21 protein-coding genes are annotated in these 24,070 nt (G+C 70.5%); 6 read left to right on the forward strand and 15 right to left on the reverse strand.

Translation table 11 applies throughout. From position 1 onward, the window contains the following. Entirely contained in the window at positions 1 to 807 is an 807-nt protein-coding gene (locus tag R4I43_RS17940; protein WP_324266787.1) for an ABC transporter permease, read from the forward strand. A gap of 3 nt (positions 808 to 810) precedes the next feature. Beyond that, entirely contained in the window at positions 811 to 1,632 is an 822-nt protein-coding gene (locus R4I43_RS17945) for an ABC transporter ATP-binding protein (protein WP_324266788.1), read from the forward strand. A gap of 49 nt (positions 1,633 to 1,681) precedes the next feature. On the opposite strand, the gene mdlC is transcribed toward R4I43_RS17945, so the two are convergent. The 3 genes from mdlC to R4I43_RS17960 form a co-directional block, all read right to left on the reverse strand. Next, positions 1,682 to 3,277: a benzoylformate decarboxylase gene (gene mdlC / locus R4I43_RS17950; RefSeq protein WP_324266789.1), complete on the reverse strand. Its 1,596-nt coding sequence runs from the start codon at positions 3,275 to 3,277 to the stop codon at positions 1,682 to 1,684. 92 nt (positions 3,278 to 3,369) lie between these two features. Next, entirely contained in the window at positions 3,370 to 4,020 is a 651-nt protein-coding gene (locus tag R4I43_RS17955) for a hypothetical protein (RefSeq protein WP_324266790.1), read from the reverse strand. Between the two features lie 58 nt (positions 4,021 to 4,078). Continuing rightward, positions 4,079 to 4,630 carry a DUF4334 domain-containing protein gene (locus R4I43_RS17960; protein WP_324266791.1) on the reverse strand — a complete coding sequence of 184 codons (552 nt, stop codon included), beginning with the start codon at positions 4,628 to 4,630 and terminating at the stop codon, positions 4,079 to 4,081. A gap of 317 nt (positions 4,631 to 4,947) precedes the next feature. On the opposite strand from R4I43_RS17960, the gene R4I43_RS17965 reads away from it, so the two are divergent. The 3 genes from R4I43_RS17965 (at position 4,948) to R4I43_RS17975 (ending at position 8,527) form a co-directional block, all read left to right on the forward strand. Continuing rightward, entirely contained in the window at positions 4,948 to 6,609 is a 1,662-nt protein-coding gene (locus tag R4I43_RS17965; RefSeq protein WP_324266792.1) for a DNA repair helicase XPB, read from the forward strand. 121 nt (positions 6,610 to 6,730) lie between these two features. Next, complete coding sequence (locus R4I43_RS17970; RefSeq protein ID WP_324266793.1) at positions 6,731 to 7,324, forward strand: suppressor of fused domain protein; 594 nt, start codon at positions 6,731 to 6,733, stop codon at positions 7,322 to 7,324. A gap of 222 nt (positions 7,325 to 7,546) precedes the next feature. Continuing rightward, positions 7,547 to 8,527 (forward strand): o-succinylbenzoate synthase, encoded by a 981-nt coding sequence (locus R4I43_RS17975; RefSeq protein ID WP_324266794.1) that lies wholly within the window; start codon positions 7,547 to 7,549, stop codon positions 8,525 to 8,527. A 1-nt stretch (position 8,528) separates the two neighbouring features. Here the strand turns inward: R4I43_RS17975 and R4I43_RS17980 are convergent, their stop codons facing one another. From R4I43_RS17980 to R4I43_RS18010, 7 genes are all read right to left on the reverse strand, one after another. After that, the gene (locus R4I43_RS17980; protein WP_324266795.1) at positions 8,529 to 9,335 is read right to left on the reverse strand and encodes an SRPBCC family protein; all 807 of its coding nucleotides are present in this window, start codon (positions 9,333 to 9,335) and stop codon (positions 8,529 to 8,531) included. Positions 9,336 to 9,550: 215 nt separating this feature from the next. After that, complete coding sequence (locus R4I43_RS17985; RefSeq protein ID WP_324266796.1) at positions 9,551 to 10,405, reverse strand: FAD binding domain-containing protein; 855 nt, start codon at positions 10,403 to 10,405, stop codon at positions 9,551 to 9,553. After that, a complete protein-coding gene (locus tag R4I43_RS17990; RefSeq protein WP_324266797.1) occupies positions 10,402 to 12,834 on the reverse strand; it encodes a xanthine dehydrogenase family protein molybdopterin-binding subunit in 2,433 nt (810 codons plus the stop codon). Before R4I43_RS17990 ends, R4I43_RS17985 begins: the two co-directional genes overlap by 4 nt. Next, a complete protein-coding gene (locus R4I43_RS17995) occupies positions 12,831 to 13,397 on the reverse strand; it encodes a (2Fe-2S)-binding protein (protein ID WP_324266798.1) in 567 nt (188 codons plus the stop codon). The genes R4I43_RS17990 and R4I43_RS17995 overlap by 4 nt, the downstream gene beginning before the upstream one ends. Positions 13,398 to 13,508: 111 nt before the next feature. Beyond that, the gene (locus R4I43_RS18000) at positions 13,509 to 14,627 is read right to left on the reverse strand and encodes an XdhC/CoxI family protein (protein WP_324266799.1); all 1,119 of its coding nucleotides are present in this window, start codon (positions 14,625 to 14,627) and stop codon (positions 13,509 to 13,511) included. Positions 14,628 to 14,679: 52 nt separating this feature from the next. Continuing rightward, positions 14,680 to 15,825, reverse strand: coding sequence for a vWA domain-containing protein (locus R4I43_RS18005; protein ID WP_324266800.1), 1,146 nt, complete (start codon positions 15,823 to 15,825; stop codon positions 14,680 to 14,682). Positions 15,826 to 15,952: 127 nt separating this feature from the next. Next, the gene (locus R4I43_RS18010; protein ID WP_324266930.1) at positions 15,953 to 16,816 is read right to left on the reverse strand and encodes an AAA family ATPase; all 864 of its coding nucleotides are present in this window, start codon (positions 16,814 to 16,816) and stop codon (positions 15,953 to 15,955) included. 86 nt (positions 16,817 to 16,902) lie between these two features. Here R4I43_RS18010 and R4I43_RS18015 point away from each other — a divergent pair, with 86 nt between their 5' ends. Continuing rightward, complete coding sequence (locus R4I43_RS18015) at positions 16,903 to 17,469, forward strand: suppressor of fused domain protein (RefSeq protein ID WP_324266801.1); 567 nt, start codon at positions 16,903 to 16,905, stop codon at positions 17,467 to 17,469. A 32-nt stretch (positions 17,470 to 17,501) separates the two neighbouring features. Here R4I43_RS18015 and R4I43_RS18020 read toward each other — a convergent pair whose 3' ends face one another. The 5 genes from R4I43_RS18020 to R4I43_RS18040 form a co-directional block, all read right to left on the reverse strand. Next, entirely contained in the window at positions 17,502 to 19,499 is a 1,998-nt protein-coding gene (locus R4I43_RS18020) for a beta-N-acetylhexosaminidase family protein (RefSeq protein WP_324266802.1), read from the reverse strand. 139 nt (positions 19,500 to 19,638) lie between these two features. Continuing rightward, a complete protein-coding gene (groL, locus tag R4I43_RS18025; protein WP_324266803.1) occupies positions 19,639 to 21,276 on the reverse strand; it encodes a chaperonin GroEL in 1,638 nt (545 codons plus the stop codon). Between the two features lie 231 nt (positions 21,277 to 21,507). Further along, positions 21,508 to 22,695: a serine/threonine-protein kinase gene (locus R4I43_RS18030; RefSeq protein ID WP_324266804.1), complete on the reverse strand. Its 1,188-nt coding sequence runs from the start codon at positions 22,693 to 22,695 to the stop codon at positions 21,508 to 21,510. Between the two features lie 122 nt (positions 22,696 to 22,817). Continuing rightward, a complete protein-coding gene (locus tag R4I43_RS18035) occupies positions 22,818 to 23,021 on the reverse strand; it encodes a cold-shock protein (RefSeq protein WP_093268692.1) in 204 nt (67 codons plus the stop codon). A 317-nt stretch (positions 23,022 to 23,338) separates the two neighbouring features. Further along, the gene (locus R4I43_RS18040; RefSeq protein ID WP_324266805.1) at positions 23,339 to 24,022 is read right to left on the reverse strand and encodes a TIGR00266 family protein; all 684 of its coding nucleotides are present in this window, start codon (positions 24,020 to 24,022) and stop codon (positions 23,339 to 23,341) included. Between the last annotated feature and the right edge of the window lie 48 nt (positions 24,023 to 24,070).

The following is a 24,070-nucleotide window of genomic DNA, read 5'->3' on the forward strand; positions in this document are numbered from 1 at the left end:
GTGAACAAGACGCGTGGATTTCTCCGCCAATGGCTCGTGTTCATCATCGTCGTGCTGCTGTGGGAACTGGTGACGCGGCTCGCGCAGCACCCATTCTTCCCGTCGCCGAGCCAGATCCTGGCCACGGCCGGGCGGAAGTGGTTCTCCGGGCCGCCGCAGTCGCTGTTCCTGACCACCGAGGCCACCGGCGACCTGCTCGCCAGCCTCGGCCGGGTCGCCCTGGGCTGGGTGCTGGCCGCGGTCATCGGCGTCGCCCTGGGCACCCTGCTCGGCCGCTCCCGCCACCTGCTGGACTTCGTCGGGCCGCTGATGGCGTTCATGCGCGCCATCCCGTCCCCGGTGCTGGTGCCGGTGTTCATCGTGCTGCTGGGCATCGGCTCGTCGATGCAGATCACCGTGATCGTGTTCAGCGTCGTGTGGCCGATCCTGCTCAACACGGTCGACGGCGTCCGCTCGGTGGACCAGGTCAAGATCGACACCGCGCGCTCGTTCCGGATCCCCCGCGCGCAGTGGATCACCGGCGTTGTGCTGCCCGCCGCGACGCCCAAGATCTTCGCCGGACTGCGCGTTAGCCTGTCGTTGTCGCTGGTGCTGATGGTCGTCTCGGAGCTGGTCGGCTCCACCAACGGCATCGGCTACCAGCTGATGTTCGACCAGCGGCAGTTCGACTTCCCGGCGATGTGGGCGGGAATCGTCCTGCTGGGCGTCCTCGGATACGTTTTGAACACCCTGCTGCTCGTGGTGGAACGCCGTGCGCTGAGCTGGCAGCCCTCGCAGGCGTCGGCGGACCAAGTTGTCGGAGGCTGACCAATGACCCGAACGAACACGATGCTGGAAGTCTCCGGACTCGGTCACCGCTACGGCGGGGCGAACGGGCACCAGGCCATCGCCGACCTCACCTTCGAGGTCCGCACCGGTGAGCTGGCGTGCATCGTCGGCCCGTCCGGCTGCGGCAAGTCGACCATGCTGCGAGGCATCTCCGGTCTGATCAAGCCGACCAGCGGCGACGTGAAGCTGCACGGCGAGCCGGTCGACGGCGTGCCCAGCGACCTGGCCGTGGTGTTCCAGGACTACAGCCGTTCGCTGTTCCCGTGGAAGTCGGTCCGCGCCAACGTCGAGTTCCCGCTGCAGGCCCGCGGCGTCAGCCGCGCCGAGCGCCGGGAGCGCGCCGACGAGGTGCTGGAGTGGGTCGGCCTGTCGGGTGCGGCGAAGAAGTACCCGTGGCAGCTCTCCGGCGGCATGCAGCAGCGGGTCTCGATCGCCCGCGCCCTGGCCTGCCGGCCGGCGCTGCTGCTGATGGACGAGCCGTTCGCGTCGGTGGACGCCCAGACCCGCTTCGAGCTGGAGGACCTGCTGCTGCGGGTGCGCAAGCAGTTCGACAGCACGGTCCTGCTGGTCACCCACGACATCGACGAGAGCATCTACCTCGCCGACCGGGTGTTCGTGCTGTCGAAGTCCCCGGCGACCATCGTCAAGGACCTGGAGATCCCGCTCGGCAGCGAGCGCGACCAGATCACCACGCGCGAGTCGGAGACCTTCGTGCACCTGCGCAGCGAGGTGGCCCGCCTCCTCGACGTCAAGAGCGCGGGTGCCGCCCCCGCTTCGGCGGCGGAGACCACTCAGGCCATGTGAGCAGCGAAGAAGGGGCGGTCCCGGGTCGGGACCGCCCCTTCTTCGCGCCTCAGTAGAGGAAGCGCTGGCCCGGGTCGACCTTGATGTGCAGCAGGCTCGGGCCCTGCTTGCCGGCGAACTCCTCCGGGAGGGCCTGGGAGAGCTCCTCCGGGGTCTGGATGAGCTTGGCCGGGCAGCCGAGGCTGGTGGCCAGCGCGACGAAGTCGATGCCGCCGAGGTCCACGCCGGGCAGCTTGCTGCCGCCCGCGGCCTCGCCGAGCACGGCGACCGCCGCGTACCGCGAGTTGTCCATGATCACGAAGGTGACCGGGGCCTGCTCGCGCACGGCCGTCCACAACGACTGGATGCCGTACATGCTGGAACCGTCGCCCAGCAGCGCCACCGTCCGCCGCGCCGGGTCGGCCATGCCGACGCCGACCGCAGCCCCGATGCCGTAGCCCAGCGCGCCGGAGAAACCGGTGAAGAACCCGCCGTCGGTGGAGCGGACCGGGAAGTACTCGTGCAGGTCGTTGCGGTGGCTCGGCGCCTCCTCCACGACGGCCGCGTCGGCGGGCAGCTGCTCGACGATGGTGTCGAAGACGTAGGAGGCGGTCATCGGCGTGGTCGCCGCGGGCTTCTCCGGCCGCGCCATCGTCGTCGGCGCCTGCCGGTCCAGGTCGTCGAGCTGCGCGTTGACCTGCGGAACCGCGTGCGCCATCGTGCCCATCACGCCGCGCCCGGAACGGGCCCGCGCCAGCACGTCGGGATCGTCGTTGACCAGGAACAGCTCGGGCAGCGCGATCTCGGCCTCGCCCCGGTAGACGTGGTAGGTGAACGCGGGCGCGCCCCACACCACGACCAGGTCGTAATCGGAGAGCTCCTTGCTGAGCAGCCGCTGCTCGGGCTGCAGGAACCCGGCGAAGCACGGGTGGTCCTCCGGGAAGGAGCAGCGCGGCGACATCGGCGGCACGAACACGGCCGCCTTGGTCTTCTCCGCCAGCCGCACCATCTCGTCCACCACGCCGTCGGCGTCGACCGCCGGACCGGCCACGAACGCGGGCCGCCGGCAGGTGCGCAGCGCCTCGGCGAGCTCGGCGACCGCGGCCGGGTCGGGCGCGAACCCCGGGGTGCGCGGGCGCGCGGGGACCTCGACGCCGGGCTCGTCCCAGTCGTCGGCCGGGACGGACAGGAACACCGGGCCGAACGGCGGCGTCGTCGCCATCTGGTAGGCGCGCACCAGCGCGGCCGGGACGTCCGCGGCGCGAGCCGGCTCGTAGCTCCACTTCACGTACGGCTTGGGGAAGTTCGCCGCCTCGGTGGCGCCCAGGAACGGCTCGCCGAACATCAGGCTGCGGGCCTGCTGACCAGCGGTGATGATCATCGGCGTGCGGTTGCGGTAGGCGGTGAACACCGCGCCCAGCGCGTGCCCGACCCCGCCTGCCGAGTGCAGGTTCACCAGCACCGGTTCGCGGCGGGACTGCGCGTAGCCGTCGGCCATCGCGACCACCGCGGACTCCTGCAGGCCCAGCACGTAGTGGAAGTCGTCGGGCCAGCCGGTCAGGAACGGGACCTCGGTGGTACCCGGGTTGCCGAAGACCGTGGTCAGCCCGAGCTCGCGCATCAACCCCCGGGTGATGTCCCGGACCGTGCGATCCTCGCTAGCCATTTCGCCCCCGATGTCCATGTCGGTAGTGCCTCCTCGCCGCCACGATGGTCGGTCACATCACAGCAGACCGCCTTCATTAGCGGTAGTAAAGATTAGATGCCCTGGACGTCGCCGAAGCAGACGGTTTTCCGGCTGAAGACGTAGTAGCCCTCGTCCTCGCCGCAGGCGGACTCCGGATCCTGCCCGCCGACGACCTTGGTGACCTGGTCCTCCGACTTCGAGCACTCGATCTTGAGCGGCAGGACCGACTCGTCCTGCTGGAAGGGCGTCAGGCAGTCGCCCGCCTTGACGTCGAGCACGACGCAGTAGGTGGTGCCGTCGGAGTAGTTGACGTAGTCGTCGCCGCACCCGTTGAGGCCGCGACCTTCCTGGACGTCGACGACCTCGTAGTCGGAGTCGGGCGTGCCGCAGTCGGCGGCGGCCATCCGGCCACCGCGCTCGTCGATCAGCGCCATGCAGTCGCCCGCCTCGACCCGGTTGCTCGCGATCACCGCGAGCGAGACCGCGATGATGCCTCCGACCAGCAACAACGCACCGCCGATGGCGAGACCGATGATCAACCCGGTGCGCTTCTTCCGCGGCGGCGGGGGCTGCTGGTTGTTCGCGACCTGGCGCCAGAACGCGTCCGACCCCTGCTGCGGGTACTGGTAGCCCTGCGGGCCGGGGCGGCCGCCGGTGTGCCAACCGCCCGGATACGGGCCGGACTGCGCACCGTGGGGATCCGGTTGCGGTGGGTAGGTCACTGGTCCTCCGTGGTCTTGTTCGCCAGGAGCAATCTACCCAGCCGGGGAAAACACCTGGTTAGGCGGCATCCCGGCGAAGGACGAACATGAACGGCTCGGCCAGGCCGCGCAGGTCCATCGCGCACAGCAGGGTGTCGTCGTCGACCTTGCGGAACGGGTCGTGGATCGGCAGCGCGTCGTAGACCATCGCCGCCGAGGACACGCCCCGGTACTCGACCACCCGCAGCCTGGCGCGGGGTTTCGCCGTGGTCATCAACGGCATCAGCAGCCGGAACAGTTTCGCCACGACCGGGTTGTGGAGCTTGTCGGCGATGCCGAGCATGAGCCCGACCGGCATGAAGGCCGGGTTGATGCTGACCACCCGGCCACCGCGCGCCGAGAACAGCAGCGGGTGCGCGTCCTCCGGGCCGCCGAACCGCTTGCCGTACCAGCCGAAGCGCTCCAGCAGCCCGTCGAACGGGTTGCTGGTGTCGATCCCGTTGCCCCGCCAGGTCCCGGCGAGTTCCTCGACCCGCACCGGCGGCAGCGAGTCGAACAGCTCCAGCACGTCCGGCAGGGAGGCTCCCGCCTCCAGCTCCCGCAACCTCTCCCCCGCGTTCTCCACGGTCATGACGCTCCTCACAGCCGGACAAGATCAACGAAACGCTCCCACCGCACCCCCGCCGCCACAATCCCCCAACCGCCCCACCCGCGTGCGTCGTCGCCTGGGAGTTCTGGTCAGAACCGCCTGCGGTCGATGTCCTCGTCGCCGGGCAGTACTGATCAGAGCTGCCCCCTGGCGAGGCCCGCACCGAGCGGCCGATCCGGTCCGGACCCGGCGGGAGCGGTGCCCGGCGAGTGGAATACTGGACCGGGACTCCGATCGGTGGCCGCCAATTGTGCCGATCACCTGCGGAAATGCCACCCGAACCCGAGGGAGCGCTCACCTTGACCGACGGACCTCTGATCGTCCAGTCCGACAAGACGTTGCTGCTGGAGGTCGATCACGACCTCGCCGACGACGCGCGCACCGCCATCGCTCCCTTCGCCGAGCTGGAGCGCGCTCCGGAGCACGTGCACACCTACCGGATCACGCCGCTGGCGCTGTGGAACGCGCGCGCCGCCGGGCACGACGCCGAGCAGGTCGTCGACGGGCTGGTGCGCTTCTCCCGCTACCCCGTGCCGCAGCCGCTGCTGGTCGACATCGTCGAGACGATGGGTCGCTTCGGTCGGTTGCAGCTGGTCAACGACCCCGCGCACGGGCTCGTGCTGAGCTCGGTGGACCGGGCGGTGCTGGAGGAGATCCTGCGCAACAAGAAGATCATCCCGATGCTGGGCGCCCGCATCGACGACGACACCGTCGTCGTGCACCCCAGCGAGCGCGGACGCCTCAAGCAGATGCTGCTCAAGGTCGGCTGGCCCGCTGAAGACCTCGCCGGCTACGTCGACGGCGAAGCGCACCCCATCGAGCTGGAGCAGAACGGCTGGAACCTGCGCGACTACCAGCGCCAGGCCGTGCAGTCCTTCTGGGCCGGCGGCTCCGGCGTCGTCGTGCTGCCCTGCGGCGCGGGCAAGACGCTGGTCGGCGCCGCGGCGATGGCCGAGGCCGCAGCCACCACGTTGATCCTGGTCACCAACACCGTCGCGGGCCGGCAGTGGAAGCGCGAGCTGATCGAGCGGACCTCGCTGACCGAGGAGGAGATCGGCGAGTACTCCGGTGAGAAGAAGGAGATCCGGCCGGTCACCATCGCCACCTACCAGGTCATCACCCGCCGCTCCAAGGGCGAGTACAAGCACCTGGAGCTGTTCGACTCCCGCGACTGGGGCCTGGTCGTCTACGACGAGGTGCACCTGCTGCCCGCCCCGGTGTTCCGGATGACCGCTGACCTGCAGTCCCGCCGCCGCCTCGGCCTGACCGCCACCCTCGTCCGCGAGGACGGCCGCGAGGGCGACGTGTTCTCGCTGATCGGCCCGAAGCGCTACGACGCGCCGTGGAAGGACATCGAGGCGCAGGGCTGGATCGCGCCCGCCGAGTGCGTCGAGGTGCGGGTGACGCTCACCGACGACGAGCGCCTGCAGTACGCCACCTCCGAGGCCGAGGACCGCTACAAGCTCTGCGCGACCGCGCGCACCAAGGCCCCGGTGGTCAAGGCGATCCTCGACCAGCACCCGGACGAGCCGGCGCTGGTCATCGGCGCCTACCTGGAGCAGCTGCACGAGCTCGGCGAGGCGCTGGACGCGCCGATCGTGGAGGGGTCGACGAAGAACAAGGAGCGCGAGGAGCTCTTCGACGCGTTCCGGCGCGGCGAGATCAACCGGCTCGTCGTGTCCAAGGTCGCCAACTTCTCGATCGACCTGCCCGAAGCCTCGGTCGCCGTGCAGGTCTCCGGCACTTTCGGATCCCGGCAGGAGGAGGCGCAGCGGCTCGGACGGCTGCTGCGGCCCAAGGCGGAACGCAAGCAGGCCCACTTCTACTCGGTCGTCTCGCGCGACACCTTGGACACCGACTACGCCGCGCACCGGCAGCGGTTCCTCGCCGAACAGGGCTACGCCTACCGGATCGTGGACGCCGATGACCTGCTCGGCCCGGCCCTCCCGGACGCAGGGTGAGGACGAACTCCGGGTGAGCCCCGGATAGCCGTCACTCAAAAGGGGTCCGCGTTCGGCTGCTTTGCAGCTACCGTTGCGATGAACGAACGCAGCGTCTGAGCTGCAAGACACTGGAGATCGGATGGAAACCGAGCACGAACGGCCGGCGATGGGCGGTGCGCACCGCTTCGTCGGCCTCGCGGAGAACCTCGAACGCTACGCCGGCACGCCCACCGGGGCTGAGCCGCCGAACGTGCACGGCAGCAACCGCGGCTACGGTCTGGTGTTCTTCTTCCTCGAAGAGCTCCATCTGACGACGGTGATCAGCAGCGGCCTGCGGTTCCAGCCGCTGGGCGCCGAACCGGCGCAGGAGCTGGCCTGCACGGTCTACAAGGAGCAGGCCGAGGCCGCCCGCCACCTGGTCGACCTCACCTCGGAACTGCTGGTGCAGCAGCGCACCTTCCTGGTGCCCGACCAGATCATCCCGAACGAGAAGCCGCTGCTGCCGGGCACGGAGTTCCACGGCGTCCTGGCCAGCGGTCACCCCATCTTCCCGTCGGAGTTCACCCGCTTCACCGACCCGGACGGGGTCGAGCAGCTGCAGGTGTTCACCCTGCTCCCGGTCACCCTCGGCGAGCTCAACTACATCCTCGACCACGGCGTGACCTCGCTCCGCCAGCAGTGGGCCCGCTTCGAGGTCGACGTCTTCGACCTCGGCCGCCCCAGCATCGCCTGACCCCTCACAACCACAGCGACATCCCGGAGGAACCGGATTACGCCGGTAATCGGGCACCTGAATACCGGCGTAATCCGGGTTCCGACCCCACTCCCCCGCGAGGGGACACTGATTACCGCCGTAATCGGGTTCCGGAATACGGCGGTAATCGGTGCTGAACGTGGCCGTCGTCGCGTCGCCCTCGGGGGCGCGGGGTTGGGTTCGGGCTGAAAGGATTGGGGCATGGCGAGCTTTGATCCTGCGGCGTTGGATGCGGTCCGGGTGTACGCGTTGCCGATGCGCAACCGGTTCCGCGGGATCACCGTGCGGCGCGGGGTGCTGATGTCCGGGCCCGCCGGGTGGGGGGAGTTCTGCCCCTTCGAGGACTACGACGACGCCGCGGCCGTGCCGTGGTTGAAGGCCGCGTTCGAGGCCTGCGGTGAGCGGTGGCCGGAACCGGTGCGGGACCGCATCCCGGTGAACTGCACCGTCCCCGCCGTGCCCGCCGAGAAGGCGGCGCAGATCGTGGCCGGTTCCGGGTGCCGGACGGCGAAGGTCAAGATCGCTGATCCGGGCCAGTCCGCCGCCGATGACCTGGAGCGGGTGGCGGCCGTGCGCGACGCGCTCGGGCCGGGCGGCGCGATCCGGGTGGACGCCAACGCGGCGTGGGACGTCGACACCGCCATCAGCCGCATCCGCGAGCTCGACGAGGCCGCCGGTGGCCTGGAGTACGCCGAGCAGCCGTGCCCGAGCATCGAGGAGCTGGCCGCCGTGCGGCGCAAGGTCGACGTGCGCATCGCCGCCGACGAGAGCATCCGCCGCGCCGAGGACCCGCTGCGCGTGGCCGTCGCCGGAGCGGCCGACGTGGCGATCATCAAGGCGGCGCCGCTGGGCGGGGTCCGCCGGGCGCTGCAGGTCGCGGAGGCCTGCGGGCTGCCGTGCGTGGTGTCCTCCGCGGTCGAGACCAGCGTCGGACTATCGGCCCAGCTGGCGCTGGCCGGGGCGCTGCCGGAGCTGCCGTTCGCCTGCGGTCTGGGCACGATGGCGCTGCTCGACGGCGACGTCGTCGCCGACTCGCTGCTGCCCGAGCAGGGGTTCCTGCCGGTCCTCTCGAAGCCCCCGGAGCCCGACCCGGCGCTGGTCGCGGCGGCCACACCACCCGCCGACGTGCAGCGCTGGTGGCTCGACCGGTTGGGCCGGGTCGGGGCTCTCCTGCGGGACTGAGTCAGGCGGCGCGCTTGCGGGCGCGACGCTTCTTGAAGCGGCGAAGCACGACGAACGCGACGAACAGGCCGACCGCGGCCGGGGCCAGGCGCTTGAGCACCGGGGCACCCGCGGTGCCCAGCAGGTCGATGGCCTCGTCGTTGGCGGCGGGCTCGGCGATCGTGGTCGTGCTCGACGCGTCCGCGCTGGCCGGGGTGACCCGCCAGCTGGTGTCCTTCCGCGCCGAACCCACGGCAGCACCACCGGCTGCGGCCGCACCGGCCGCTGCGGCGGTGCCGTTGCCGTTCGAACCGCCCGCGCTGCTCTGGGACTCGGCCGACGTCGACTCCTGCCCGGCCGAGCCCTCGCCCGCCGGTGCCTCCTGCTCGGACTCCAGCTTCTTGGCGAGGTTGTCGGCGAACTGGTTCAGGATCTTGCCGCCGACCTCGGAGATCAGCCCGCGGCCCAGCTGAGCGGGCTTGCCGGTGACCTTGAGGTCGGTGTCGACGGTGCCGGAGGTGGTGCCGCCCTCGTCGGTCAGCTTCACCACGACCGTCGCGGCCGCGGTGCCAGCGCCCCGCGAATCCTTGCCGCTGGCGTCGATGACCAGGCGGCGGTTCGTCTCGTCGATCTCCTTGAAGACGCCGGTGCCCTTGTACAGCAGCGTGACCGGGCCGAGCTTGACCTTCACCGAACCGGCGAACTCGTTGCCCTCGGCCTTGGTGAGCGTGGCGCCGGGCATGCACGGAGCGACCCGCTCGGGATCGATCATCGCCTTCCACGCCGCATCGATCGGCACCGGAACGCTGAACGTGTGCTGCATCTCCACTGGAAGGTCCTCCTGATTGACCGTGCTCGGCTCAGGCGCAGAGCCGTCGTTGAGTCTGAAGCTATAACGCCGTCCGCCCCTCAGCCTCCCAGGCCGGACGGCGTGCCGGTAGCCCGTTCGGCGCAGCGAGGCCGGACCACCCGCCCACAAGAACGATTCGGGCCTGGCGACGATTCCTCGGAAGCGCCGCCAGACCCGAACCCCGGTGATCGCGATCAGCCGCCCGCAGCCGCCAGGACCGCGCGTCCGGTCAGCACTTCGGCGAGGTGCTCCCGGTAGTCGGCGTCGGCGCTGGAATCGCCTGTCGCGCTGGTGCCTTCGGTGGCGTGCCGAGCCGCCGCGCGGACCGCGTCGGCGGTGGCCTGCTGGCCGACCAGCGCCTGCTCCACTCCTCTCGCCCGGATGGGGATGGCGCCCATGTTGGTCAGCGCGATGCGCGCTTCGGCGATCGCGCCGCCGGAGACCCGCACGCACGCGGCGACGCCGACGATCGACCAGGCCTGGGCGACCCGGTTGAACTTCTCGTAGTGGGCGTTCCAGCCGGTCCACTTCGGCATCCGCACCTCGACCAGCAGGTCCGCCGGTTCCAGCGCGGTGGTGAAGTAGTCGACGAAGAACTCCTCGGCCGGGACGGTCCGCCGGCCGGACGGACCGGCGATGACCATCTCGGCGTCCAGCGCGAGCGCCGGCGCCGGCAGGTCACCTGCCGGGTCCGCGTGCGCCAGCGAGCCGCCGAAGGTGCCCCGGTGGCGCACCTGCGGGTCGGCGACGGTGCGGGTGGCGAGCGTGATCAGCTCGGCGTGCTGACCGACCAGCGGATCGCGCTGGACGTCGTAGTGGCTGGTCATGGCGCCGATGACGAGCTGGTCGCCGTCCTCGCGGACGCCTCGCATCTCCGGGATGCGGCCGACGTCGACGACGGTGCTCGGATCGGCCATCCGCATCCGCAGCACCGGCAGCAGGCTCTGCCCGCCGCCGAGCACCTTGGCGTCCTCGCCCGCTGCGGCGAGCGCGGCGACCGCCTCGTCGACGTTCGACGGCGCGACGTATTCGAACTGGGCCGGGATCACCGGGCACCTCCCTCGGGGTTCATGGAACCGAGTCCGCCGCCCGCCTCGGGCGCCGTCTTCCCGGACTCACGAGCGCCGGTCATCGCGCGCCACACGCGCTGCGGCGAGCAGGGCATCTCGACGTCGTTGACGCCCATCGGGCGCAGCGCGTCGACGATCGCGTTCACCACCGCCGGTGTGGAGGCGATGGTTCCGGCCTCGCCCACGCCCTTGACGCCCAGGGCGTTCGAGGTCGCGCGGGTCTCGGTGCGATCGGTGGTGAACTCCGGCAGGTCGGCCGCCGAGGGCACCAGGTAGTCGGCCAGCGTGCCCGTGGTGAGCGTGCCGGTCTCGTCGTAGACGGCCTCCTCGTAGAGCGCCTGCGCGATGCCCTGGGCGAGACCGCCGTGCACCTGGCCCTCCACGATCAGCGGGTTGATCACCGATCCGATGTCGTCCACGCACACGTACTTGCGGATCTTCACCCGCCCGGTCTCGGTGTCCAACTCGGTGGCGCAGAGGTGGGTGCCGTGCGGGAAGGAGAAGTTCTCCGGGTCGAACGTGGCGTCGGAGTCCAGGTTCGGCTCCACCCCGTCGGGCAGGTCGTGCGCGGCGAACACCGCGAGCGAGACCTCGGCCATCCCCACGCCCCGGTCGGTGCCGCGCACCCCGAACCGGCCGGCGGAGAACTCCAGGTCCTCCTCGGCGCATTCGAGCATGTGCGCGGCGATCGGCCGGGCCTTGTCGATGACCTTGTCGGCCGCCGCGACGACGGCCATGCCGCCGACGGTCAGCGACCGGGACCCGTAGGTGTCCATGCCGCGCGGCGAGATCTGGGTGTCGCCGTGCAGCACCTCGACGTCCTCGAACGGCACGCCCAGCCGGTCCGCGACGATCTGGCTCCACGCCGTCTCGTGCCCCTGGCCGTGCGGGGAGGAACCCGTGACGACCTCGACCTTGCCGGTGGGCAGCATCCGGATCGACGCGTGCTCCCAGCCGCCCGCGCCGTAGGACAGCGAGCCCAGCACCCGGGAGGGCGCGAGACCGCACATCTCGGTGAACGTGGAGATGCCGATGCCCAGCTGCACCGGGTCGTTCTCGCGGCGGCGGCGCTCCTGCTCCTCGCGCAGCGAGGTGTAGCCGAACAGCTCCATCGCCTTGTCGGTCGCGGCCTCGTAGTTGCCCGAATCGTAGGTCAGGCCCGCGACCGTGTCGTACGGGAACTCGTCGTGGGCGATCCAGTTCTTCCGCCGCACCTCCAACGGCTCCATGCCCAGCTCGGCGGCCAGCTCGTCCATCATCCGCTCGATGCCGAAGGTGGCCTCGGGACGTCCGGCGCCGCGGTAGGCGTCGGTCGGCGTCTTGTTGGTGAACACGTTGGTGCAGCTGAAGTGGTAGGCCGGGATCTTGTAGATCGAGTTGAACATCAGCGCGCCCAGGATCGGCACGCCCGGCGTGACCAGCCGCAGGTAGGCGCCCATGTCGGCGAGCAGCTCGACCTTGAGCCCGGTGATCCGGCCGTCGCGGGTGGCCGCCATCGACAGCTTCTGGATCTGGTCGCGGCCGTGGTGCGCCGAGATCATGGTCTCCGAGCGGGTCTCGGTCCACTTGACCGGGCGGCCGAGCCGCTGGGCCATCAGGAACGCGAGCACTTCCTCGGGGGTGACCTGCAGCTTCCCGCCGAACCCGCCGCCGACGTCGGGGGCGATGACGCGGATCTTGCTCTCCGAGACGCCGAGCGTCATGGCCAGCATGACCCGCAGGATGTGCGGGACCTGGGTGGCCGACCAGACTGTGATCTGCTCACCGGTCGGGTCCACGACGACCGAGCGCGGCTCCATGAACGCCGGGATCAGCCGCTGCTGCCGGAAGGTCCGCTCGACGAGCACCTCCGCGCCGGACAGCACCTGCTCGACGTCGCCGCCGGTGCCGGCCTCGGCCGAGTCGAAGGTCCACACCGCGTTGGTGTTGGTGCCCAGGTCCTGGTGGACCAGCGGCGATCCCGGTTCGATCGCCGAGGGCATGTCCAGCACGACGGGGAGGTCCTCGTAGTCGACGTCGATGGCGTCCATCGCGTCGCGCGCCTCGGCGGCCGAGCGGGCGGCGACCATCGCCACCGCCTCACCGGCGAAGCGCACCTCGTCGACGGCCATCGGCGGCGCGGGAGGGGCCTTCATGTCCTCGGTGATCGGCCACGCGCACGGCAGGCTGCCCTGGACGTCGGCGATGTCGCGGCCGGTGACGACCGCGACCACGCCCGGCGACTGCTTGGCCGCTTGGGTGTCGATCGCGGTGATCTTGGCGTGCGCCATCGGTGAGCGCAGGATCGCCAGGTGCATGGTGCCGCTGGGCGCGAGGTTGTCGGTCCAGCGCGTGCGGCCGGTGATCAGCCGCGCGTCCTCCTTGCGCTTGCGGGAACGACCGAGTTCCGGCTCTGCCACTGCGGTCATGACTGGCGACCTCCCGCGGCTTCGGCGCCGGTCCGCTCGTCGGCGGGCCTGCGCTGCATGGGCGTGTCATCGGTGTGCTCGGCGGCGGGGCCGGCGCCGGGTTCCATGCGCTGAGCGGCGTCGCGCACGGCCCGGACGATGTTCTGGTAGCCCGTGCAGCGGCAGAGGTTGCCCTCCATGCCCTCGCGCACGGCCTGCTCGTCGGGTTCGGGGTCTTCGGCCAGCAGGTCGAGCGCCTGCATGATCATGCCGGGCGTGCAGAAGCCGCACTGCAGCGCGTGGTTGTCGTGGAAGGCCTCCTGCAGCGGGTGCAGCTTGCCGTCCTGGGACAGTCCTTCGATGGTGGTCACGTCGTGACCGTCGGCCTGCACGGCCAGGACGGAGCACGCCTTCACGCTGTGCCCGTCCATGTGGACGGTGCAGGCACCGCAGTTGCTGGTGTCGCAACCGACCACGGTGCCCGTTTTGCCTAGCCGCTCGCGCAGGTACTGCACGAGCAGCGTTCTCGGTTCCACTTCGTCGGTGTACTTGGTGCCGTCGACGTTGACGGTGATGCGGGGCATGGAACGGCCTCCTCGCCAGGAGCGCGGACGTTCGGGAACACGACTATCCGCCGAGTGACGGATGTCACTCCGCTAGAGGGTCCTACTCCGTCCCGGCGAGAGCAAGAGCACTCAGTCGTGGTGGTGGATCGGTCCCTCCACGTCCGAAAGCCTCACACCGCGGCCGCCCCAGCGCAGCGCGATCAGCTCCGCGCCGATGGAAACGGCGGTCTCCTCCGGGGTCCTGGCGCCCAGGTCGAGGCCGATCGGCGAGGACACGCGGGCCAGCTCCTCCTCGGTGACGCCTTCCTCGCGCAGCCGGTTCATGCGGTCCTCGTGGGTCCGCCGCGAGCCCATCGCGCCGATGTAGCCGACGTCCATGCGCAGGGCTTCCTTGAGCACCGGGACGTCGAACTTCGGGTCGTGGGTGAGCACCATGATCGCGGTGCGCTCGTCGAGCCGCCCCTCCTCCGCCTCGTTGGCGAGGTAGCGGTGCGGCCAGTCGACGACCACGTCGTCCACGCCCGGGAAGCGGCTGTTGGTGGCGAACACCGGGCGGGCGTCGCAGACCGTGACCCGGTAGCCGAGGAACGCGCCCATCCGGGCCATCGCGGCGGCGAAGTCGATCGCGCCGAAGACCAGCATCCGGGGCGGCGGCTCGAAGGAGTTGACGAACACCCGCATGCCCTCGCCGCGGCGCTGGCCCTCCGGGCCGTACTCGATGACGCCGCTGCGGCCGCTGGCCAGCATCCCGCGGGCGTCGTCGACCACCGCGTCGTCCACCCGCGACGCGCCGAGCGTGCCGCGCACCCGCTCGCGCCAGATCAGCAGGTGGGTGCCGACCTTCGCCTGATCGGGGTGCTCGATGACGGTGGCCACCGCGACCGGCTCCTCCGCGCGCACCGATGCGGCGACCTCGTCGAGGTCGGGGAAGGTCTCGCGGTCGATCCGCTCGACGAAGATGTCGAGGATCCCGCCGCAGGTCAGACCCACGGCGAAGGCGTCGTCGTCGCTGACGCCGTAGCGGCGCAGCACCGGTTCGGAGCCCTCCAGGACCGTCGTGCCCTCCTCGTAGACGGCGCCTTCGACGCAGCCACCCGAGACGCTGCCGACAGCTTCACCCTCCTGGGTGACGAGCATCGAGGCTCCGGCCGGGCGGGGCGCGGAGCGGAAGGTGGCCACCACGGTGCCCAGTCCGACGGACTCGCCGGCCTCCCAGCGCTTGGTCAAGTCGTCCAACACGTCACGCACAGCACACCTCCACGGGCCTTCCAGGCCCTTCAAGCATCCACCTGGGCCGGTGTCAGGCGAAACCGACCGGTACGCCGGGGAGCTGCTCCCCGGTCTGGGAAAGTCTGCGAACCCATGACCAGATGTCTTCCAGCGACCTCAGGCTGTGACCGGCCACCATCCGGTCAACGTGCGGGAGGGCCGCCACAATTCCGGATTGCACGGGTTGATACCCGTCGTGCCCGGCGTGCGGGTTCGCCCAGATGACGCCGCGCGCCAGGCGGTGCAGCCTGCGCATCTGCTCGGACAGCTCGGAGGCGTCGCCGCGCTCCCAGCCGTCGGAGAAGAGCACCACCACGGAACCGCGCGCCATGCCGCGCTGGCCCCACCTGTCCAAGAACACCCGGAGAGTGTCACCCAGTCGTGTTCCGCCGGAGAAGTCGGGGACCGCGCGAGAAGCCGCCTGCAGCGCGGATTCCGGGTCGCGCTGGCGCAACTGCCTGCTCACGCGAGTCATCCGGGTCCCCAGCGTGAAGACCTCGGTGCTCACCGGGGCGCGCCGGACCACGACGTGCGCGAAGCGCAGCAGCGCATCCGAGTACGGGCTCATCGAACCCGAGACGTCGATCAGCAGCACGACCCGGCGGGCCCGCCGCGAGCGGTGCTGCTTGGGCAGGCGCACCGGCTCACCACCGGAGCGCAGCATCGCCCGCAGCGTCGCTCGGGGGCTCAGCGCCCCGCGCTTGCCCGGCTCGCGCCGCAGCGCAGGGCGCGTCGGCGGCTCCGGGCGCAGCACCGCCAGCATCCGGCGGAGGTGATCGCGCTCAGCGGCGCTGAGCTCGGTGACGTCTCGGTTGCGCAGCACCTCGGCATCGCTGGCGGCCGCCGCGAGGGGGTCCTCACCGCCCTCGCCTTCCCCGTCGGAGGTCTCAGCGCTCAACGCCGCGATCTTCGCGGGCCGAGACACCGGCTTCCCGGGCTGCTCGATCGGCATCGGCTCGGTGCTGAACCAGGTCGCGAACGCGGCGTCGTACCGGGCGACGTCGTCGGGCTCGGAGCACAGGGTCAGCCGCCCGGCCCAGTACACGCCCTCCCGCTCGTCGAGCCCGACCTGCTCCACGGCGGCCAGGAAGCTCTGCACCCGGTTCGGCCCCACGGCCATCCCCGAGTGCCGCAGCGCCCGGGCGAACCCCACCAGCCCGGTCACGGTCTCCGCCATCAACACCCCTCCCTCCGCAGCTCACCACCTGCACCGGATCTCAGTGGAACTCGTGTTGCCGACTTCCACTGAAATCGCAAACCCGAGTTCCGCTGAAATCGGGGTCCCGAGTTCCGCTGAAGTTCGGTCAGGGGGTGAGGACGCCTGCTGAGCGGACTCGTTCCGCGTCTTCTCGGTACTTGAGGACCGCGCCGAGGGTGGTGGCGGCGGTTTCGGTGTCGAGGGAGGCCGTGCCCAGGGCCTGGAGGGCCTGGGTCCAGTCGATGGCCTCGGCCACGCCCGGGGGTTTGAGGAGTTCCATCTGGCGCATCCGCTGGAGGGCCGCGGCGACCTGCTCGGCCAGCCGGGTGTCCACGCCCGGGAGCCGGCGGCGGAGGATGGCGACCTCCCGCTCCAGGCCCGGGTGCTCCAGCCAGTGGTAGAGGCAGCGGCGCTTGAGGGCGTCGTGGACCTCGCGGGTGCGGTTTGAGGTGAGGATGACGATCGGCGGCTCCTCGGCCCGCACCTCGCCGTACTCGGGGATGCTGACCGCGTACTCCGACAGCACCTCCAGCAGGAACGCCTCGAACTCGTCGTCGGCCCGGTCGATCTCGTCGACCAGCAGCACGCACGGAGCCTCCTGCAGGGCCCGCAGCAGCGGCCTGGCCAGCAGGAACCGCGGCGTGTAGAGGGAGGATTCGGCGGCGTCGGCGTCCAGCTCACCGCCGGAGGCGGCCTCCAGGGTGCGCAGGTGCAGCAGCTGCCGGGGGAAGTCCCAGTCGTAGAGCGCCTGCGCGGCGTCGATGCCCTCGTGGCACTGCAGGCGGATCAGGTTCACCCCGAGCGCCGAGGCCAGGGCCTGCGCGAGCGCGGTCTTGCCGGTGCCCGGTTCGCCTTCGGTCAGCAGCGGGCGCCGCATCCGCATCGCCAGGAAGGCCGCGGTCGCGATCCCGTCATCGGGCAGGTAACCGGTCTCGTCCAGCGCCGCCGCGACCTCGGCCGGTGATTTCATCTCGGGAGCGTCAGCCACACCCCGAGCCTATTCGACCGCACGCCGTCACCCCATAGGATGCGCCTCGGTCGATCTAGGGGTGGTTCATGAGCAGGTTCCAGGGGTTCCCGGCGCACGTGGAGAAGCACGTCGGGCGGGTTCGGGGCGCCGACAGCCGCAGCGCCGGTGGGCGCGAGCGGGCCTACAACCTCGTGTACTGCGACCACGCCGACGGCGCCCACGTGACCGTGCTGACCAGCGGGCTCCGCGAGCACACCGCCGGTGCGCCGCTGCCGCAGGAGCTGCTGTGCACGCTGCGCGCGGACCAGGAGGTCTACGCCAAGCACCTGGTGGGCGTGGTCGCCGAGCTGCTCACCGAGTCGCAGGCCCGGGTCGGCTACGGCGCGCTGATCATGAACGACCGGATCCTGCTGCCCGACACCGCGATCGCCGGCGCCCTCGCCGCCCCGCACCCCTACCTGGGCGACGAGTTCGACGTCCTGCTCGACGACGGGCAGCCGGTGCTGCAGCTGATCACCCTCGTCCCGATCACCCGGGCCGAGTCACAGCTCGTGGCCCGGTACGGCCGCGACGCGCTCTACGACCGGTGGGAGGCCCAGGAGACCGATCTGGTCGACATCTTCCGGACCGACGTCGGCAGCGGGCAGATCTGACCGGTCGGAGGCACGGACAGCTCCGGCCCTGATCACCGCAGTCCGGGCGCCTGGGCGATGAAGGTGTCGAGGACACCGTCGGCCACCAGCACCTGACCCGCGGGGCGGACCTCGGCGGGGGTGGAGTGGATGCGCTTGGCCGAGTCGACCGCCCAGCCCGCCTCGTCGAAGCGCGCCCTGGCCATGCCCTCGTCACCGGCGGCACGGGCGTCCAGGCCGTTGGCCGTGGCCAGCAGCGCCTGACCCCACTGGTCGGTCGCGGCCAGCCAGTGGTCGGTGTCGGTGACGAAGTCCCTCGGCGCCCCGGCGCGGATGCGCTCCGGCGCGTTCGCGATGAGCTGCGCGTAAGCCCGCAGGTCCTGGACCGCCGCCCGGCGGTCGCCGCCAGCCCACGCCGCGCGGAACGCGTCGAGGCGCCGGGAGAGCTCCGGAGCCGGCGGCAGCCAGGCGGAACCGTTGGCGACCGGGGCCATGTGCTCCAGGTCGAAGAACGCCAGCAGCGACTCCACCGTCGCCGGATCGGCCTGCACGCCCGGCTCGTCACCCGCGAGCCGCTTGCCCGCCAGGTACTCGGCGGCGGCCCGCCACGACCGCTGCGGGTCGAAGTGCTCGTCGTTCCAGGAGAAGTCGGCCGCGCCGATCTCCACGACCTTGCTCGCCGCCGCCTGGTTCATCGGGTTCACCACGCCACCGGCCAGCTGATCGCTGAGCCCGCGCTCGCGCTTGTCGTAGGAGCCCAGCATGATCCGGCCGCGCGAACCGTTGAAGTCGTTGACCGGGTAGTTGTCCCACAGGAACACCTTGCGGCCCCACACGGTTTCGGCCTGCTGCGCGTCGGAAACCGTGATCTGGCGCGGGATCACGCCATCACCGGTCCACATCACCAGCACGCGCGGGTCCAGCACCTCGCGGATCGCCGTCTTGTACTCCGAGTCCTCGACGTCGGAGTACTCGGTCGGCACGAACTGCAGCGGCGCCACCCCGGGGTGGGTGTCGACGAACTCGCGCTGCACCCTGTTGAGCAGGTCGGCCTGCGCCCGGCCGGCCGAGCCCTCCGAGGGACGGCCGTAGGCCTGCTCGTCACCGGCGCAGTTCCAGCGGGTGTAGGAGATGTCGTCCAGCGGCAGCGAGAAGTCGCGGACGCCCTCGTCGTACATGGCCTGCAACTTCGCCTGCAGCGCCTGGAAATCGCGCGGATCGCTGTAGCAGATGGAGTTGCCCGGCGAGAGCGCGAAGGTGAACTTCACGTGGTGCGCCCCGGCCTGCCCGATCAGCTCGCGGACCTCGCCGAGCTCCTGCTCCGGGTAGGGCTCGCGCCACTTCTCCCGGTGGTACGGGTCGTCCTTGGGCGCGTAGACGTAGGTGTTGAGCTTGACGTCACCGTAGAAGGCCAGCTGGTCCATCCGCTCCTGGTGCGTCCACGGTGGACCGTAGAAGCCCTCGATCGCACCGCGCAGCGGCATCGCGGGCCGGTCCAGCACGCCGACACCGGCGATGCGGCCGGGCGAGACGAGCTGCCGCAGCGTCTGCACGCCGTAGTAGGCACCGGCCGGGTCGGAGGCTCCGATGAACACCTCCATGTCGGTGTCCGGGCGGACCGCCAGCACGTAGGCCTCTTTCTCCATCGGCACCGGCGCGCCCATGCGCGCGTCCTGCAGACCCTTGACCACGGTCGGCGAGGTGCGCTCCCCGATCCGCACGCGCAGCGCGGCGTCCTCGGCGGGGGCACCGGGTTCGCGGACCACGACCTCGTCGGCACCGGCGAGTTCGAGCACCTGCTTGGCGAGGTCCTGGGTCTGCCGGTCCACCAGCGGGTCGACCACGACCTCGACCTTGCCGCGCACCGCGACGTCCTGGCCGAGCCGGTCGATCGACTCCGGCTGCGGCACCACCGCCGGAACACCCTCGCCGGGCAGCGCGTCGGAGCTCTGCGGGGCGGGCTCCTCAGGCTGCGGCGGGGAGTTGGTGCAGCCGGCCAAGGCCATCATCCCGGCCACGCACACCGCGAACGACCTGGCACAAGCGCGCATCGAGCTCCCCATCCACTCCAACGGTGACACCCCAGTCCAACACACCGGGGCGTGACCCGACCGGGTCACCTACCCGCCTGGCGCGAAGACGAAGGGCCGCCCCCTGGTGGGGACGGCCCTCGTCAGCTGCGGGATGGACTCAGAAGCCCATGCCACCCATGCCACCGGTCGGGTCGGCGGCCGCGGCAGCCGCGTCCCCGCCCTTCTCCGGCTTGTCCGCGACCACGGCTTCGGTGGTCAGGAACAGCGCGGCGATCGACGCGGCGTTCTGCAGCGCCGAGCGGGTGACCTTGGCCGGGTCGATGACGCCGGCCTGCACCAGGTCCTCGTACTCGCCGGTCGCGGCGTTGAGGCCGTGGCCGGAGGTGAGGTTCTTGACCTTCTCCGCGACGACGCCACCCTCGAGACCGGCGTTGATCGCGATCTGCTTGAGCGGGGCCTCGACGGCCAGCTTGACGCTGTTGGCACCGGTCGCCTCGTCGCCCTCGAGCTTGAGGCCGTCGAAAGCGGTCTGCGCGGCCTGCAGCAGAGCCACGCCACCACCGGCGACGATGCCCTCCTCGACCGCGGCCTTGGCGTTGCGGACCGCGTCCTCGATGCGGTGCTTGCGCTCCTTGAGCTCGACCTCGGTCGCCGCACCGGCCTTGATGACCGCAACACCGCCGGCCAGCTTGGCCAGGCGCTCCTGCAGCTTCTCGCGGTCGTAGTCGGAGTCCGAGCGCTCGATCTCGGCGCGGATCTCGTTGACCCGGCCGGCGATCTGCTCGTCGTCGCCAGCACCCTCGACGATGGTGGTCTCGTCCTTGGTCACCACGACCTTGCGGGCCTGGCCCAGCAGGCTCAGGTCAGCGGTGTCCAGCTTGAGGCCGACCTCTTCGCTGATGACCTGACCACCGGTGAGGATGGCCATGTCCTGCAGCATCGCCTTGCGGCGGTCGCCGAAGCCCGGGGCCTTGACGGCGACGGACTTGAAGGTGCCGCGGATCTTGTTGACCACCAGGGTCGACAGGGCTTCGCCCTCGACGTCCTCGGCGATGATCAGCAGCGGCTTGTTGGCCTGCATGACCTTCTCCAGCAGCGGGAGGAGGTCCTTGACGTTGGAGACCTTGCTGCTCAGCAGCAGGATGTACGGGTCGTCGAGGACGGCCTCCATGCGCTCCGTGTCGGTCACGAAGTACATCGAGATGAGGCCCTTGTCGAAGCGCATGCCCTCGGTGAGCTCGAGCTCGAGCCCGAAGGTGTTGCTCTCCTCGACGGTGATGACGCCTTCCTTGCCGACCTTGTCCATCGCCTCGGCGATGAGCTCGCCGATCTGGCGGTCGCCGGCGGAGATCGCGGCGGTGGCGGCGATCTGGTCCTTGGTCTCGATCTCCTTGGCGTTCTTGAGCAGCTGCTCAGCGATCGCCTCGGTGGCCTTCTCGATGCCCTTCTTCAGGGCGATCGGGGAGGCGCCGGCCGCGACGTTGCGCAGACCCTCGCGAACCAGGGCCTGGGCGAGCACGGTGGCGGTGGTGGTGCCGTCACCCGCGACGTCGTCGGTCTTCTTCGCGACCTCCTTGACCAGCTCGGCCCCGATCTTCTCCCACGGGTCCTCGAGCTCGATCTCCTTGGCGATCGAGACGCCGTCGTTGGTGATGGTCGGCGCGCCCCACTTCTTCTCGAGCACGACATTCCGGCCCTTGGGGCCGAGCGTCACCTTGACGGCGTCGGCGAGGGTGTTCATGCCGCGCTCAAGACCGCGGCGGGCGTCCTCGTCGAACGCGATCATCTTGGCCATTGCGGTGTGGTCCTCCACCTATCAGGACGCCGACGGTGCACACTGGTGCGTGCACGACGGCAGGACTCTGCTCGGCCAGGCTCGGTGCCCGCGACGGACGATCGTGCGACGGCGCCGTCATGTGGCACCGCCGGAACGACCTCACCGTCCCGACCTGGCACTCAACCCTGATGAGTGCCAGTACCGTGTTTAGCACTCACCGGGGTCGAGTGCAAGCGACCTGACGCGGGCTCACCCGTCGGCGGTCGGCACCGAGGTCGGCAGTTCCCCGGAAGACGGCGTCGAGGGCGCGCCCGAACCGCCGCCGGACGTGGCCATCGCCACGAACAGCAGCACGATCACCAGCAGGGCGACGCCCACCAGCACCGGCACGATCCACTTCGCCGCACCGCCGGACGAGGTCTTGGCGAACGACGAGGACCCGGCGGGCATCGGCGGCCGCAGGCGCACCGGCTGCTGCTGGTAGCCGGGGTAGGACTGCTGCGCGTACGGCCCGGACTGCTGGGGCACCTGCTGCGGGAACGGCTGGGACGCGGGCTGCGGCACCGGCTGCTGCGCGACGCGCGGCGGTGCCGGGGCCTCCCCCGCGGCCGGTCCGAGCGCGGTGCGGGCCGCGGCGATCAGGGCCTGGCAGCTGGCGTAGCGCTGGTCGGCGCGCTTGGCCATGCCCCGGCGGAGCACCTCGTCGATCGGCGGCGGCAGCAGCACCAGCGATCCCGGCGTCGGCGGTTCGACGCCCAGGTGACCTTGGATGACCTCCTGCACCGACCCGCCGAACGGCGGGCGCCCGGTCAAGCAGGCGAAGAGCATGCAGGCCAGCGCGTACTGGTCGGTGCGGCCGTCGACCGGCTCGCCGCGCAGGTGCTCGGGCGCGGCGTAGGTCGGCGAGCCCAGGAAGTCGCCGGAGGAGGTGCGGTGGCCGGTGGCGCCCCGGCGGGTCAGCCCGAAGTCAGCGAGGTAGACGTGCTCGTGCGCCGACTCGCGCGAGGTGACCAGCACGTTCGCCGGCTTGAGGTCGAGGTGCACCAGACCGCGCTCGTGCAGCATGTCCAGCGCCTCGGCGATCTGCCCGAGCAGCTCCAGGGTGCGCTTCGGCGAGATCGGCCCCTCGGAGATCAGCCCCGCCAGATCGGTGCCCTCGACCAGCCGCATCGCGATGTACAGCAGGCCGTCGACCTCGCCGAAGTCGTACAGCGGCACGATGTTGGCGTGGTCGATGGCCGAGGTGTTGCGGGCCTCGTCGACGAAGCGCTCGCGGAACTCGGAGTCGCCGGTGATGTGCTCCCCCATCACCTTCAACGCGACCTTGCGGCCGAGCCGGACGTCGGTGGCGCGGTACATCACGCTCATCCCACCGCGACCGAGCACGCCGTCGATCTTGTAGTGGCCGAGCTTCCGACCGGTCAAATCATCCGACACACCCGGCAGCGTAGTCGCCGCGAGTCGCGCACGTGCGCAGGTTTCGGGGACTCCGCGCGCTGCGGCCCGGTTCTCCTGGTTCGGAGAACCGGGCCGCACGACGACCTGGTGCGAAGTTCTTGTCAGACCTTGCGAACGCCGTCGGCTTGAGTTCGGCCATCACGGCCGGCTTTCACCTCGAATTCGACCCGATCTCCCTCGGAAAGGGTGCGGAAACCAGACATGTTGATCGCGGAGTAATGGACGAACACATCGGATCCACCGTCCGTCGCGATGAATCCGTAGCCCTTCTCCGAGTTGAACCATTTGACCGTGCCGACCGCCACGGCGTCCTCCTCAAGAAAATGTGATGCACGACGCTAGCGCCGCTGGAGCATCGGCCACACTACTCCGGAAAATCGGGCTCGTCGCGGGTTCGGCAATACGACTTTTCCGTTAAACGCTGGGCCGAACGGGTGGCCGCTCCGGCCACGTTGCGTCATCGAAGGGAGCTAATTCCCCCGAGTGTCGCAATCGTTTTCCACTCCCGGCGAAAAACGGTGACGAAGTCGCACCCGATGAAACGCGGGCGCAACGCCGAACATGCGGATGGATCAGACCAAAGGCTCCCGAACACCATTCGCGATTGTTCCGAACGACGATGTCAGGAACGCGCGCCGAAGCCATTCGCGCGAAGCCAGCCGACCAAGCCGCGCGGATTCCGGGTCTGGGTCAGCACCTGTCCCGGACCGGCGAAGTCGAAAACCAGGCCCTCGCCGCTCTTGAGCGACTGCGCCACGCCCTGGTTCATCTGCCGCAGCTGGCTCTGCACCGTGTCGGCGTAGGCGACCACGTGACCGGTGTCGATCGTGACGTACTCGCCGGGCTGCAGCGTCACCACGTCCAGCGCGCCGTAGCAGGCCACCACCGCCGAACCGTGCCCGCTGAGCCGGGTGAGGAAACCGCCCTCACCGCCGAAGAGGTTCTGGAAACCGCCCCACTGCGCCTCCACCTGCACCGTGCTCGCCGAGGCCAGCCAGTTGCCCTTGGTCACGCACCAGCCGACCCGGCCGTCGAGCTCCAGCACGTTGAGATCACCGGGCAGCGTCGGCGCCACGTCGACCCAGCCGCCCTGCTGCGGCGCGGTGTAGGTCGAGACGTAGAACGACTCACCGCCCAGCGCGGAACGGGCCAGCGACTTGAGGAACCCGCCCTGCGCACGCGCCTCGACGGTCACGCCGTAGCTGGTGGCCAGCATCGACCCGGACTCCACCCGCACCGGCTCCCCCGGCGCCAGCATCAGCCGGGCGACCCCGTACGACGGCGTGTGACGAGTACGGACCTGCACAGCACAACCCCCTTCGGGTCCCCCACCGCTCGGCGCGGGCACGGCGAT

Source organism: Saccharopolyspora mangrovi (assembly GCF_035320975.1).
GTDB classification, from domain to species: Bacteria; Actinomycetota; Actinomycetes; order Mycobacteriales; family Pseudonocardiaceae; genus Saccharopolyspora; species Saccharopolyspora mangrovi.

Excerpts from the sequence above, each read along its gene's own strand:
- R4I43_RS17975 (WP_324266794.1), top strand. The coding sequence starts at position 7,547 with ATGGCGAGCTTTGATCCTGCGGCGTTGGATGCGGTCCGGGTGTACGCG.
- mdlC (WP_324266789.1), bottom strand. The coding sequence starts at position 3,277 with ATGGCTAGCGAGGATCGCACGGTCCGGGACATCACCCGGGGGTTGATG.
- R4I43_RS18020 (WP_324266802.1), bottom strand. The coding sequence starts at position 19,499 with ATGCGCGCTTGTGCCAGGTCGTTCGCGGTGTGCGTGGCCGGGATGATG.
- R4I43_RS17970 (WP_324266793.1), top strand. The coding sequence starts at position 6,731 with ATGGAAACCGAGCACGAACGGCCGGCGATGGGCGGTGCGCACCGCTTC.
- R4I43_RS17960 (WP_324266791.1), bottom strand. The coding sequence starts at position 4,630 with ATGACCGTGGAGAACGCGGGGGAGAGGTTGCGGGAGCTGGAGGCGGGA.
- R4I43_RS18010 (WP_324266930.1), bottom strand. The coding sequence starts at position 16,816 with ATGAAATCACCGGCCGAGGTCGCGGCGGCGCTGGACGAGACCGGTTAC.
- R4I43_RS17990 (WP_324266797.1), bottom strand. The coding sequence starts at position 12,834 with ATGACCGCAGTGGCAGAGCCGGAACTCGGTCGTTCCCGCAAGCGCAAG.
- groL (WP_324266803.1), bottom strand. The coding sequence starts at position 21,276 with ATGGCCAAGATGATCGCGTTCGACGAGGACGCCCGCCGCGGTCTTGAG.
- R4I43_RS18015 (WP_324266801.1), top strand. The coding sequence starts at position 16,903 with ATGAGCAGGTTCCAGGGGTTCCCGGCGCACGTGGAGAAGCACGTCGGG.
- R4I43_RS18005 (WP_324266800.1), bottom strand. The coding sequence starts at position 15,825 with ATGGCGGAGACCGTGACCGGGCTGGTGGGGTTCGCCCGGGCGCTGCGG.
- R4I43_RS17995 (WP_324266798.1), bottom strand. The coding sequence starts at position 13,397 with ATGCCCCGCATCACCGTCAACGTCGACGGCACCAAGTACACCGACGAA.
- R4I43_RS17945 (WP_324266788.1), top strand. The coding sequence starts at position 811 with ATGACCCGAACGAACACGATGCTGGAAGTCTCCGGACTCGGTCACCGC.